We start from the raw sequence: 14069 nt of genomic DNA, 5'->3' as shown, positions 1-14069 counted from the left end.
GAACATCACCGAATTACTTCGAGAAAATATCCAACCTTCCAAATCATTTAAAGAGCGATTCGCTCATTTAGAAAAACTGACGAGAATTAAAAATTCTCATTTTTGATCTTACCGAAGTAAGATCGGTTTAACTCACTCGTTGTTCAGTTTTCAAAGGTCAATTCTTCAGTGTCACTCGCGAATCTCGTTCACCGCAGCAACTCTTATATCTTATCATGTCTCACTTTGTTTTGCAAGAGTTTTTTTAAAAAGTTTTTTTGAAGTCTTTCAGCTTTTAAACTCTCTCGCCAGTCACTCATTCTATCGTCTCGCGACTGGATTTATAATATACCATACGTTTAAAAACGGAATCAACCCATAAAATATTCCAATTGTATAGTAAAACAAAAACAAAGCAAGACAGGCGTTTTCACCCATCTTACTTTGATAGCATGCTTACTTCTTACTTTAGACTCTACTCTTGTTAGAACTAACCTTTAATCCAAGGATTTTTACGTTTAGGTTTTTTGATCTCCTTACGTGTCTTCTTAGGTGTAGATTTCGGTTTCACTCTTGTACGTCGTTCGCGTGACACTTTTGCTTCAACCTCTGTTTCATCAACTGATTCTTCTTGATATTCCGTATCAAAAGACTCCACACCAGTAGCATTTACGGATCCCGGTTCGTCTTCTTGACGTCCGTGGCAACCACAGTCTTTTTTAGGATGCTCCACATTTTCACCATGTAAAGGGTAATTCATCCCTATACCCCCTTGAGGAAAAGCCGAGTTCCCCATCGTTTGTGCCATCCCCTCCATCCCATAAGCAGGCCAAGGGGAATATGGCTGTACTCCACAGCAACAAGGCATTACAGGGAACTGACAGTGATTAAAATGATGTGGATAGTTACTATGGTGCTGATGATGGGGGTGCATTTGACCCCAGCTCGGATTCATCATCATCCCCTGACCATAAGGCGTTGGTACTTCAGTTCCACCATGACATCCACAAGGTGATTTTTGATGATGAGCCATCCCCATACCTGATTCATAAGAGATAGATGGTTGATTTTGTTCAGGGTGTATCATGTTTGGACTCATTGACGACATACCGGGCATATAAGACTCCGCTATATTCAGATGATTATTCTCAAGTGTCATTGGTTGTTCTGTTATACCCGGGTATGGTGAATTTGGGGCTCCCCATCCTGGCAACATCTCATTCTCTCCTGGATGCATCATATGCTGTGGCCCATGCCAATCATGTGAAGTCATCATATGATCCTTACATCCACATGGAGATTCAGGAAACATCATCAGTGGAGCTGGTTGAAACATCATAGCTGGTGATTGGTAGCAATCCATTTGTTGAGGCATAACGTATTCATGACACTCCGGAAAAGGAGGACATGGCTCAGGAGCCGGGACAAAATGCATCTCCTGACAGTCTGGTTTCTCTTGCTTCTTATCCTTACAGATCGGTTCCGCAGGCGGTAAAATTGGGTTCTCTGGTTTAATAACCAATTCCGGCATAATCGATATCTCAGGTTTTAATGTGATCTCAGGAATTATTGTAATTTCCGGCTTAACGTTGACTTCAGGCTTAACTTCGTTTTCAGGAAGCATAGGTATGTTAGGTAAAACTGGCATATTGGGCATTGGTGCATTCATTTCTTCTTTAGGAGCAACTACCTCTTCCTTGGGTGCTGTCTTTTCTTCCTTCGGTCCTGTGTAAGTTTTACTTCCTGGAATCGTCTTATCTGGCATATGTCCATTACCACCGGCATGCTGATTATTGCCTGGGTTCGTAAATGTTCCCGCAGCGGGGATGTTAACAATTTCTCCTACTAGTAGTGCATTAGGATTCTTAAGTTGAGGGTTCGCATCTATGATCTCCTTCAGTGAAACTCCCCAAGCTTTAGAAAGTTTCCATAGTGAGTCCCCTTGCTTCACGGCATGTTTATGGATAATGGGCTGACTGCCTTCTGGAACGGGAACAGGTTCTGTTGGTATTTTTACTTTCATGCCAATATCTAGTTTATTCGGATCTACTAATTGAGGATTTGCATCCACAATTTTAACCAAAGGTACTCCATATTTTTTAGATAGCTCATATAGGGAGTCGCCCTTCTTGACGATGTGTATTTTCACGCCGCTAAACCTCCTACACTCTTCTAGGCGTTTTAAAGCCTTTCGCCTGCATTCGTTACTACATCCTATGCAGAAGATGGGCGATTGACATCCCTATACACAAAAAAAATCCTTTCATCAACATGAAAGGATTTTGAGATACTTAATTAGTACAAACGGTACAGGACCATAAAACTTTTACAATGCACTCATTCTGAAGCTGTCTTATAAACTGCCCTCATCTTATATTTCAATTTTCGACTTCTCTTTCTCATACGCAAAGCCAGGGTAGGAACCAAGTACGCGAACCTGACATCCCAGGGCTTCAATCTCAGACATTGCCGCAGTAAGTAATACAGAATCTGACGTATCAAGAACATCGATATAGAAATAGTAGTTACCTAATTTCTTCTTAGTTGGGCGTGACTCGATACGGGACAAGTTTAATCTTCTCCAAGCAAATGTAGATAACACTTGATGAAGCGCTCCTGGAACGTCTTCTGGAAGTGTGACCAAAATACTTGTCTTCACCAGCTCCGGGGTACGGGGCACCTCAATCGGGCTACGACCAATCAAAACAAACCGTGTGTAGTTGTTATCATGGTCCGTAATCTTTTCTGCCATAATATTTAATCCATGCGTAGAAGAGCCCAAGGTTGTACCAATAGCTGCCCATCCTTTTCCTGGATTTTCTTTGACAATCTTTACACCTTCAGATGTGCTACCTACAGGTTCAAGCTCAGCGTCCGGAACATACTTAGATAGGAACTGTCTGCATTGAGCTGTAGCGACCGGATGTGAGTATATTTTTTTGATTTTCTTATAATCAACAATTCCATCCTCTGTCTGGAACTCAGATGCGTCACCAATAAGATTCTGAATGGAGGGATACACCCACTCCACTTGCATAGGTATATCAACTTCATTTACAAGCCAATCCATATGAAGGCTAACCGAGCCTTCAATGGTATTTTCAATTGGAATAACGCTATAATCACTTTTTCCATCTACAGTTGACATGAAAACATCAGATATCAGCTTATGATGAACAAACTCTACAGGCTCATCTTTAAGTAAATATAAAATAGCTTCATGAGAAACTGACCCCGAGGGTAGCAATGCTATACGTTTCATGTGGTAACTTCCCCTCTAATCATATCCATAAATGAAATGCTCTGTAATTCATCCAGCACCTGTACCCCATGAATGTCTGGTGAAAGTAACAAAATCGATGCTGGGATTCCTTCCTTTTTCATCGTTTCAAGGAGATAGGTTTGAAGTGCCTCTACACGTTCATCTTCTCGCTGTATGAATGCAATGAGTGTGGGTCCTGCTCCGCTTAATGCTACACCCAATGCACCACGATTCGGAGCTTCATCAAGTATTTCAGCCATCCCAGGCACAAGTGCCGCACGGTACGGTTGATGAATCCTATCCTTCATTGCGGCTCCGATCAGGTCTAATCGTCCAGAGGATAATGCAGCAGTCATTAGCGAAGAGCGACTGATGTTATATACAGCGTCAGCAAGCGAAACCTGCTTCGGTAGCGCCTCTCTTGCCATAGAGGTAGCCAGGTGAAAATCTGGAATTACGACCATCGTTTCCAATTCAGCCGGTGGTTCAATCCGGACATAGTCTGCATGTTGTCCATCCCAAGCAGCTGCAATAATACCCCCAAACAAAGATGCACCAACATTATCAGGATGTTTTTCAAGATTCGTTGCCATATCGAATAATTTACGATCCGGTAGAGGAGAACCGATTAATGCATTAGCTGCCGCGAGAGCCCCCACGATTGCTGATGCACTACTGCCTAGTCCACGAGTCAACGGAATTTCTGAGTACATAGATATAGAGAGTTCAGGAACAGAAATACCCGCTTCTTCAAAAACCATCTGAGCAACCTGATAGATAAGATTACTCTTATCCTCCGGGACCCCTGTCATTTGATCCCCAAACAACTGGAATGAAGTTCGGTCATCCTGCTTCATTTCAATCCAAGCATACAGAGATAAAGCCATTCCTAATGTATCAAATCCCGGACCGAGGTTAGCCGTGCTGGCTGGGACCTTAATCCGGACTCTTTCAGACAAACTCATACGTGCGCAGCTCCTTCAAGCTTAGCAATAGCATCCATGACAGCTTCTTCTGTATCTGATACCACAAGTGGCTCAGAATTTACTGTTTTGATTGCAATATTAGGATCCTTCAGACCATGGCCAGTGAGTACACACACAACACTCTCTCCACCTTTGAAGTAACCTTCACGCTTCATTTTGTACACACCAGCAATCGAAGCTGCAGAACCTGGTTCTGCAAAAATACCTTCACGTGAAGCAATAGCACGGTATGCTGCAAGGATTTCATCATCAGTAACGTAATTAATCTGTCCTCCAGATTCATTAGCCGCAGCAACCGCTGTTTTCCAGCTTGCCGGATTCCCGATACGAATCGCTGTAGCAACTGTTTCAGGATTTGGGATCGGCTCACCTTTTACGATGGCCATTGCGCCCTCAGCTTCGAACCCAAGCATAGTTGGGAGTGAAGATGCCTTACCAGCAGCATGATATTCCTTAAACCCTTTCCAGTAAGCAGTTATGTTTCCTGCATTACCAACAGGAATTGCAAGGACATCAGGTGCTTTACCAAGTTGATCAACGACTTCAAATGCTGCTGTCTTTTGACCTTCAATCCGGTACGGATTCACCGAGTTCACTAGAGTAATAGGATGTTTTGCTGTAATTTCTCGTACAATCTCAAGTGCACGGTCAAAGTTACCGTCAATTGCAATAACTTTTGCACCGTAAATCATTGCTTGAGCTAGCTTACCAAGCGCTATATTATTATTCGGGATAATTACAATGCAATTCAGGCCACCGCGTGCAGCATATGCAGCTGCTGCTGCAGATGTGTTTCCTGTAGACGCACACATGATGGTACGACTGCCTTCTTCCATAGCTTTGGCTACAGCCATAACCATACCACGGTCTTTAAAAGAACCCGTTGGATTCAGACCTTCAAATTTGAAGTGCAGATCGATTCCAAGGTCTTTGGACAGATTCTCTGCCCGAATCAGCGGCGTATTTCCTTCTTTTAAAGTTAACAGTGGAGTATTCTCATTAACGGGTAAGTATTCCTTATACGTCTGGATCAAACCTTCATATGGCATCTCTATAACTCTCCTCTTATATTTATATAATTAGTATAGTTAGTAATCGAATGGTTCAAGATAACACTTGGTCTATCCTTCTACGCGATATACACTCTTGATGCGCCGGATTGCTTCCAAACTTTCAAAATGAGTCAGCACCTTATCCATGCTAGCTTTGCTCGCATTATGCGTTACGATAATGATTTCTGCATCAGGATTCGTATCATTAGGCTGCTGCACTACAGACTCCAAGCTTACATCGTACTCGGCGAATACTTGAGTGATTTTTGCAAGTACCCCTGCCTTATCATCAACATGAAGCAAGATAAAATTCTTATAAGTGATCTGCTCATCATTCTTGAGCTTCTTCGCTTTATACGGAACAATTGCTTTCAAACCGTTCACGCCAAGTTTCAGGTTCTTAATAACAGCCACTAAGTCTGCTACAACAGATGTTGCCGTCGGCATTTCACCAGCACCTGGTCCGTAGAACATCGTCTCACCCACGGCTTCTCCATATACGTATACTGCATTATACACGCCATTCACTGACGCAATGGGATGACTGGTGCGAACCATAGTAGGTTGAACACTAATGCTGACCTGTTCCTCTTCGCGATCTGCAATTCCTAGCAATTTCATTTCGTAACCCAGGCGCTTCGCGTAAAGGATATCTTCCTTAGAGACTTGAGAGATCCCCTTCACACTTACATCCTTCAATTCAACATTTGTACGGAAACCAAGTGTACCGAGAATGGCCATTTTACGTGCGGCATCCAATCCCTCTACATCCGATGTTGGATCTGCTTCGGCATAACCAAGTTGTTGTGCTTCTGCCAACACATCTTCGTATGAAGCACCTTCTTGACTCATTTTAGTCAAAATAAAATTCGTTGTTCCGTTAACGATCCCCATGATTTTCATAATACGATCTGATGAGAATCCTTCGATCAGTGTGCGAATGATCGGAATTCCGCCCGCTACACTCGCTTCGTAGAATACGTCACACTGTTTCTCTTGTGCCTTTGCCAATATCTCAGCACCATGTAGTGCCATCAAGTCTTTATTTGCAGTGACAATATGTTTACCGCGCTCCAAAGCTTCCAAAATATAAGACTTCGTCTGCTCGATACCGCCCATTACTTCTACAATCACATCAATCTCAGGATCACGAATGACATCCCAAGGATCATCCGTCAGTTTTCCACTATCCACGAATACGCTACGATCTTTCTCTGTATTCTTAACTGCAATTTTCTCTATGATAATAGGTGATCCGACCTGGCTGCTTAAATCCTCCTGATGTCCCTCTACAATCCGAACAACACCTGTACCTACAGTACCCAATCCTAACAATCCCACTTTAACCGGCTTCATATAACCCACTCCTCCTAAGTTCCCATACTCTCGTAATCTATATTTCTATCCTTGCCCGATCATCTGGACTCTTCGCACACCAGTCGCTCGTCTCAGTCCATCTAGCAAATCATCTAACTCCTCATTCAACCGCGAAACTTCAACGGATATGACTACATTCGCAATCCCTTGCAGCGGTATACTTTGATGTATCGTTAGCACATTTCCGCCTTCACCAGCTACAAGTCCGAGCACCTGGGATAACATGCCAGAACGATGCTCCATATCAATGGAAATGGTGACAATCTCATCGCGCTCCAATTGATTGATCGGATGAATACCATCTTTGTACTTATAAAAAGCACTCCGACTTAGACCAACCTGTTCCACAGCATCATGCACGGTCTTGACATCACCGGACGCGAGCAGTCTTTTCACCTGCATGGTCTTTACCACGGCTTCTGGCAAAATATCCTCACGGACTAGATAATATCGTTCCTTCACAAACGTCCTCTCCTCAAAGACTCGTGTTTTTGTATAGTGGACATTATACTGGATAACCTTGCTAAGGGCAATACATTTAAGCCTTTTTTTTAAAAATGGTTTTATCATGTGTATCGAATATTTGTATATTTACACGTTGTTTATGATTGATATACACAAAACCTCCCGTCTCATGAGGGAGGTTTTCACATAGACTGAGATTGCATTCCTCTCATTCATGAGAAGTTCATTCCCGGAATGAAAATCCGTTAATATCAGATAAAAAACGTGTCAATTAATTGTTATGCGACTCAAGAGCTTGACCATCATCATTACCTTATTGTATACGAAATCCATATCGTTTTGGGTTATAAATTAAACAAAAAAAAAACCGCCTATACTCCTTAGTTGGAGTTAAGCGGTATAGCACTTAGTAATAACTACTGCCTTCAATAAACTCGAATTCAAAGTCCCCAATCCGAACGATGGTTCCTTCCGTTGCCCCGCGACGACGAAGTTCCTCATCGACACCCATATGCCGGAGTGTACGACCAAGCTTCAGAATCGCATCATGCGAATTCATCTGCATCCGCTTCAACATCCGTTCAATACGTTCACTGTTCACAACATACATCTCGTTGTCACGCGTAATCGTAAACGCATTATCATCCTTTTTATCGAATTTATATACTTTACGTTTTGTTGTCTCAGCAACTTCTTCAATAGCAGGTTCATCTGGAATAGCTTCCAAGATAGCTGCCGCGCGATATAGAAGTTCCTGAATCCCTTGACGCGTTAGTGATGAGATTGGCATGATCTCAAGATCAGGACGCACTTCCTTCACTTGTTCACGGAATGCTTCCAAGTTGTCTACCGAGTCAGGCATGTCCATCTTATTAGCTGCGACAATCTGAGGACGCTCAGCCAATACCGGATTGTACAACCGAATCTCTTCGTTGATCTTCTGCCAATCTTCGAACGGATCTCTACCCTCAGAACCAGACATATCGACTACATGAATAATAACACGTGTCCGTTCCACATGACGTAGGAATTCATGTCCGAGCCCCACACCTTCATGTGCTCCTTCAATCAAACCTGGAAGGTCCGCCATGACGAAGCTACGACCATCACCGACATCAACCACACCTAGATTCGGAGTAATTGTTGTAAAGTGATAGGCTCCAATCTTCGGTTGTGCCGCTGATACAACGGATAGTAAGGTAGACTTCCCGACACTCGGGAACCCAACAAGTCCGATATCAGCCATTACTTTAAGTTCCATCACAACATAACGCTCTTGACCTTCTTCACCATTCTCTGCAAGCTCTGGGGCTGGATTGTTCGGAGTAGCAAAACGGATATTACCACGTCCGCCTCGACCACCACGTGCTACGACAACTTGCTGACCATGGCGGGTTAAATCTGCAATAACTTCGCCTGAGTCATCATCAATAAGCACGGTGCCCGGAGGTATTCTCACTACCATATTTTCCGCATTAGCTCCATGTTGGCTTTTGTTGCGACCCTTTTCCCCACGCTTAGCTTTAAAATGCCGCTGGTAACGGAAATCCATCAGAGTCCGAAGACCCTCATCAACGCGAAATATTACATCTCCGCCCTTACCGCCATCTCCGCCGCCTGGACCACCTTCTGGCACGTATTTCTCACGACGAAACGCGATTAGACCATCCCCACCGTCTCCGCCTTTAACATATACTTTTGCCTTATCTACAAACATGAATTCACCTTCCTCATATCACATACGGTAAGCATAATCGATACGTCGTATTTTCCGTATGGATCTGCTCTACCCTTATACCTCTATCTTGTACTGCAAGCTCAATCTGTTGACGTATATGGTCTGAATCACCAAAAGAACCCTCTCCATCAAACTCAGCAATCAGTTCTTGTCCCTGCTCCATGAATGTTAAGGTGAGCAGTCGCTCATCTTCCCAAGTCGAACTCCCACTTTGCTGATATACGTGTATAACCTGCATAATGGATTGAGCAAAACTCTCTTCCTTACTCGGTGTCAGCTTTCCCTCCAATTGAACATGGTCTACAACATCAACATCCAATTGTAAACCCGTGTTTAACGTTCGATAGGAATGCAAATAAAAAACCAACGACGGAAGACCAAGCTTTGATATTTTACTATCCTGCAGCATCCGTTCCTTTATTCTTTCCACACATTGCACTGATTTATCAAGCTTCCCTAACTGAATATACCCATATAAAATCTGAAGCTCGTTCATCCAATCATGGCGGTGGTGGTTCAGCGTCTGAATGGCGCTCTGCTCCAAGTTCTGCTGGTTAACTTTCTGCTTGCGAACTTCCATTCGCCAGACATACCAAGCAGCAACAAGCGCGGCGACTGCAGACCAGATTGTCAGAATTATTCCAGCTGTATATGTAGGATGCCATAACATCCAGGCTGCTGGCAGCACGGATGTTGAACCAACACCAGCCGATATCCATTTCCAGGAATTCATCATTTCTCCCCGTTCCCACAAACAATTGGTTACGCTCACCAGACCACAGTATACCACAGTCTTTATCCGGGATTCATCTCTTCAATAAAAAAAAGAAGCCCCGGCAAAGTTGCCGGAAACTTCTCGTCTGTAAGCTTTATTAGAAACGTCTTACGCTTCTACTGCAGCCGCTACAGGAGCGACATCAACCGGGTAGACGCTCACTTTCTTGCGATCACGACCCCAACGTTCGAATTTCACAACGCCTTCGACTTTCGCAAACAAAGTATCGTCTTTGCCGATGCCCACGTTTGTGCCTGGGTGAATTTTCGTTCCGCGTTGGCGAACCAAGATGCTTCCACCAGTAACGACTTGACCGTCTGCACGCTTAACGCCCAAACGTTTCGATTGGCTGTCACGTCCGTTCTTTGTGGAACCTACACCTTTTTTCGATGCGAATAACTGAAGATCCAATTTCAACATGTTGTCTACCTCCTTCTTTTAGTAGTGTGTTCTTGTATTTGAATATACTCACGGTATGAATCTGCAATTCCTTGTAACATCAGAACCATGGATTCGAGAAGCAACTGCACCTGACCCGATACCGATTCGTCTTTCACCGGCGGAACAATTCCGCTGAGAAATCCGCCCTTCATCTTAGTCTCCATGACAGTACCGGTTAAAGCCTCAATAGAGTTCACCGTACCTACCGTAACACTGGATACTCCAGCACATACGATATCTTGTCCGTGGGGAGCATAACCTGCATGTCCCTTGACTTCAAATCCATGGATTAGGCCGTCTTCTTTGCGAGAGATCTGTACAGTAATCAATTACCGCACCTTCTTACGCTTGGATTTTCTCGATGGTTACTTTTGTGTAAGGTTGACGATGACCTTGCTTCTTGTGGTAGTTCTTCTTCGGCTTGTATTTGTATACAACGACCTTATGGCCTTTACCGTGCTTCTCCACTTTAGCAGTTACGGATGCACCGGAAACAACCGGCGTTCCTGCTACCAAACCGTCCTCTTTGGAAACGGCTAGTACACGGTCGAAAGTCACGCTTTCCCCGTCACCTGCATTCAGCTTCTCGATGAACAATACGTCGCCCTCTTGAACTTTGTATTGTTTACCACCTGTTTCGATAATAGCGTACATTTGCTTGCACCTCCTCATGTCTCAGACTCGCCTAATTCAGGTGTTCGTTCATTTAAAAATGAGCGCCCTTGTAAACCCGATCGGAGCGGTTACAGCATGTGCAGCAATTGCTCACTAAACACATACTTGAAGATCATAACATATAGCCTATTAATCGTCAACACATCTTGTTTTAGACGATGCCTGTCCCACCGCAGACTGTACAAGTCTTGGGATAGGGAGCGGCTGAACTCTCACGCGCTTTCTTGCGGGTCATCTCCAGTAATCCCAGCTTGGTCCAGCCAACAACAAAACTCTTCGTCCGATCTTTACGGATACCTGCCTCCATGACAGCGATGACCTCTTGTCGATGCTCATCCTCTTCCATATCAATGAAATCTATAATGATCATACCACCGATATCCCGAAGCCGGAGAATCCGGGCAATTTCGCGAGCAGCATGTAGATTCGTCTGGGTAACGGTATCCTCAAAATTATCTCCGCCCGTATACTTCGCTGTATTCACATCAATAACCGTAAGGGCCTCAGTTTGATCAATAACGATGGTTCCACCGCCAGGCAGAGAGATCTGACGTGAGAAACTGACTCTCAATTGCTCCTCAATACCATAAGCTTGAAAGACATGATAGTTTCCCTCATACAATTGTACTTTAGGTTTAATACCAGGCATCATATTGGTTAAATATCTTTCTGCTTCTCTGGCATCTTGTTCGCGGTCAATAATCAGTTCATCATTCATGGGATCAAAGGCATCTCGGATAAAGCGCTGAAGAATTCCTAGATCTCTATGCAGAATAGCCGGTGATTCTGAAACTTTCGCCCGCTCAATGATCCCTTCCCATTCCAGGCGCAGCAGCTCCAGATCTCCAGCAACAAATTCAACGGACTCATCCTCAGAGACCGTACGCATAATAATACCTTCCTCACCATTTCTAATCCGCTCACCAATCATTTTTAGACGCATTCTTTCCGCTTCTCTTTGAATTTTCTTGGATACGGCCACATAATCAGACTTAGGCATAAATACCATACATCTGCCTGGTAAAGAGAAGTGAGTGGTGACTCTCGCACCTTTTCCTCCCCTTGGTTCCTTCATAACCTGAACAACCAGCTCTTGTCCGACCTTAAGCAAATCCGTAATGGAAGGTTTGATCTTGGGTTGTTTCTCCAAATGAGGATGCAATACATCGTCCACATATAAAAAAGCGTTCTTTTTCAATCCAATATCTACAAATGCAGCCTGCATGCCTGGAAGCACATTGACTACTCTTCCTTTATAAAAACTACCAACGACACTTTTCTCACGCCCGCGTTCAGTTGCATACTCAACAAGTCTGCCATCTTCGACGAGGGCCATCTGAATGGTTTCCGGGTCACAGTGAACGATCATTTGTTTCATGGCTTCACCTCTTATGGAAGACTTACGAATCTATTACCCAATCCTATCATGAGTCACAGCAGACGGAATATATAAAAATGAATTGCTAAAGTGGTCTTTCATGATTATCCGCTAGGCATACCAAGGTGGTCTATTCGACGCAAAGTAAGAAGCGATGACATGCTGCTCTGGTACGACAGCCATAAGCCCTCCTTGGCGATTCATGACATAGATCAAATGATACTTCTCTCTCTTAAATAAACGCATAATATCATCCAAAGGTTTCGATGAATCTGCAACAATCGGTTGAGCTGTTCCCACACCCTCCTGCTGATGCTCGTCAATTCCGCTCCGATTCACTAAAAAACGCAAAAAACGATAATGAACATTTCGGTGATCTTCAAAATTAGAATAGGCTAAAAAAAGGCCGATCATGAGCAGATTGAGCTTTACTCCCTCACCTGTAAATAACGGGGAAAGACCATATCCGATCATAAACAAGCTGCATATAAATCCTGCACGAGCTGTCCATAACAGCGTTGCATGATAGGGGACGAGTAAGCTGATTAACGCTTGCAGAACCTTTCCGCCATCCAGAGGTAGTACAGGTAACAGATTGAAGAGGGCTATTATAAGGTTTCCTTGGATTACATAATTCAAAAAAGATTCGTCCCCCCAGCCGGCCGCCTGACATATGAATGCAATTCCGATCATAATGCCGTTTTGCAGAGGACCTGCTAGAGCAATAATCAATTCGCGTGCTGCATTCATTCGTTTATCATCTTCAATCACCGCAACCCCGCCAAACGGCAGCATCTGAATTGACCGCACTTTAAACCCCATCGCTAAAGCAGCGCCAGCATGACCAAGTTCATGTATAAAAACGATCACAAATAGAGTAAGCAATTCAAAGAATCGTCCGGTTATAACAGAAGCCAACATGACAATCACAAAAAGAGGATGAAGAGACAGGGTCGTCCCCCGAATTCTAATCAAATGAAATCACATCCGTAGGGTCAACACTTCGTTCTCCGTCTTTTAACATAAAATATAAAGCAGACTGCTCTCCATCGGACTGTACAGAAGGGAGCGTACCTATGACATCTCCACCTTCAACCCAATCATTCACTTTCAAGGTCGTTGTAGATAAACGGCTATAACTGGCTGTTCTTGTTCCTGTATGTTGAATCAGAACTGAGATACTAGAGTCAGCCTGTTCTTTAACTTCAAGCACTCTACCTGCTTCTACGCTTTTAACCTCATGGATAGAGAGTGAATCCCCTTGAGGTGCAATCAGTACCCCTTTGAAGTCAACAGCAAAAGTCTGGACTAAATTCCCTTGAAGCGGGGGGATTAAGGAGGTTCTTGCATTGACTTTTGTTGTATCTTGTTCATCTTGACCAAAAATAGGAATAAACGATGGAGTTCCTCCGAAATACTCTTCGTACCATGCTTGCGCAGCCTGAAAATTCATTTCTTGGTTTAATCCTTGAATGATGTAACCTTGCGTTCGAATAGCCCAGGGTTCATGGATCGAGAAGATGCCCCAAATCACACCGAATATGAGCACACTAGCCGTTAGGCGGCGCAGTAATCCTGCTACAAAAGAGTATTTACGAGGCGGCATCACCGGCTCTGTTGTATGGTCATACCACCCTCGATGACCTTGCTTCCATAACTTTTCGGGATCGCGCTCCATCTCCTCTGCACTACCCGCACTACTCAGACTGTGATGCTGGATTCCATTACTCTGCCGAACTTCAGGTATATGTATTGCGGAAAGAGCAGGAAGGGAACGCTGATCGTTTGAATCTCGCGTTACTTCACTATCATTGTCGCTTAGGAGCTCCCGGATTCGCGCCTCTCTTCGAAGTTTTACTGAATTTTTAATATCCACATTGTTCTCCCCCTTGGGGCTTGTTTTAATCTATCCTATGTGGACATCAAAGATATTTAGAACAA

14 protein-coding genes are annotated in these 14069 nt (G+C 43.9%); all 14 read right to left on the bottom strand.

The annotated features are described in order from the left end of the window. Positions 1-469: 469 nt before the first annotated feature. The 14 genes from ACK8P5_RS06625 to ACK8P5_RS06560 all read right to left on the bottom strand — a co-directional run bounded on the left by ACK8P5_RS06625 (position 470) and on the right by ACK8P5_RS06560 (position 14004). Complete coding sequence (locus ACK8P5_RS06625; protein WP_422660181.1) at positions 470-2128, bottom strand: LysM peptidoglycan-binding domain-containing protein; 1659 nt, start codon at positions 2126-2128, stop codon at positions 470-472. Positions 2129-2350: 222 nt separating this feature from the next. After that, the gene (pheA, locus tag ACK8P5_RS06620) at positions 2351-3241 is read right to left on the bottom strand and encodes a prephenate dehydratase (protein ID WP_422660180.1); all 891 of its coding nucleotides are present in this window, start codon (positions 3239-3241) and stop codon (positions 2351-2353) included. Continuing rightward, entirely contained in the window at positions 3238-4206 is a 969-nt protein-coding gene (gene thrB, locus ACK8P5_RS06615; RefSeq protein ID WP_422660179.1) for a homoserine kinase, read from the bottom strand. The genes pheA and thrB overlap by 4 nt, the downstream gene beginning before the upstream one ends. Further along, on the bottom strand, positions 4203-5276 hold the full coding sequence (thrC, locus tag ACK8P5_RS06610; RefSeq protein WP_422660178.1) for a threonine synthase: 1074 nt from the start codon (positions 5274-5276) through the stop codon (positions 4203-4205). The genes thrB and thrC overlap by 4 nt, the downstream gene beginning before the upstream one ends. 72 nt (positions 5277-5348) lie before the next feature. Then, positions 5349-6635 carry a homoserine dehydrogenase gene (locus ACK8P5_RS06605; protein WP_422660177.1) on the bottom strand — a complete coding sequence of 429 codons (1287 nt, stop codon included), beginning with the start codon at positions 6633-6635 and terminating at the stop codon, positions 5349-5351. 45 nt (positions 6636-6680) lie between these two features. After that, complete coding sequence (locus ACK8P5_RS06600; protein ID WP_422660176.1) at positions 6681-7118, bottom strand: ACT domain-containing protein; 438 nt, start codon at positions 7116-7118, stop codon at positions 6681-6683. 409 nt (positions 7119-7527) lie between these two features. Beyond that, complete coding sequence (gene obgE / locus ACK8P5_RS06595; protein WP_422660175.1) at positions 7528-8838, bottom strand: GTPase ObgE; 1311 nt, start codon at positions 8836-8838, stop codon at positions 7528-7530. A 13-nt stretch (positions 8839-8851) separates the two neighbouring features. Further along, a complete protein-coding gene (locus tag ACK8P5_RS06590) occupies positions 8852-9592 on the bottom strand; it encodes a Spo0B domain-containing protein (protein WP_422660174.1) in 741 nt (246 codons plus the stop codon). A 150-nt stretch (positions 9593-9742) separates the two neighbouring features. Next, complete coding sequence (gene rpmA / locus ACK8P5_RS06585) at positions 9743-10054, bottom strand: 50S ribosomal protein L27 (RefSeq protein WP_422660173.1); 312 nt, start codon at positions 10052-10054, stop codon at positions 9743-9745. Positions 10055-10059: 5 nt separating this feature from the next. Beyond that, positions 10060-10404, bottom strand: a complete 345-nt coding sequence (locus ACK8P5_RS06580; protein ID WP_422660172.1) for a ribosomal-processing cysteine protease Prp — start codon at positions 10402-10404, stop codon at positions 10060-10062. A 13-nt stretch (positions 10405-10417) separates the two neighbouring features. Next, positions 10418-10729 carry a 50S ribosomal protein L21 gene (rplU, locus tag ACK8P5_RS06575; protein ID WP_379243914.1) on the bottom strand — a complete coding sequence of 104 codons (312 nt, stop codon included), beginning with the start codon at positions 10727-10729 and terminating at the stop codon, positions 10418-10420. Positions 10730-10901: 172 nt separating this feature from the next. Continuing rightward, entirely contained in the window at positions 10902-12128 is a 1227-nt protein-coding gene (locus ACK8P5_RS06570) for an Rne/Rng family ribonuclease (protein WP_422660171.1), read from the bottom strand. Between the two features lie 111 nt (positions 12129-12239). Then, positions 12240-13103 (bottom strand): M50 family metallopeptidase, encoded by an 864-nt coding sequence (locus ACK8P5_RS06565; RefSeq protein ID WP_422660170.1) that lies wholly within the window; start codon positions 13101-13103, stop codon positions 12240-12242. Next, the gene (locus tag ACK8P5_RS06560) at positions 13096-14004 is read right to left on the bottom strand and encodes a peptidoglycan DD-metalloendopeptidase family protein (protein ID WP_422660169.1); all 909 of its coding nucleotides are present in this window, start codon (positions 14002-14004) and stop codon (positions 13096-13098) included. The genes ACK8P5_RS06565 and ACK8P5_RS06560 overlap by 8 nt, the downstream gene beginning before the upstream one ends. Positions 14005-14069 lie beyond the last annotated feature (65 nt).

Origin of the sequence: Paenibacillus sp. EC2-1, assembly GCF_049311625.1 — a bacterium.
In the GTDB taxonomy this organism is placed as follows: Bacteria; Bacillota; Bacilli; order Paenibacillales; family Paenibacillaceae; genus Paenibacillus_AQ.
Note: the sequence above shows the minus strand (reverse complement) of the source record. Positions and strands in the feature narration are given on the sequence as shown.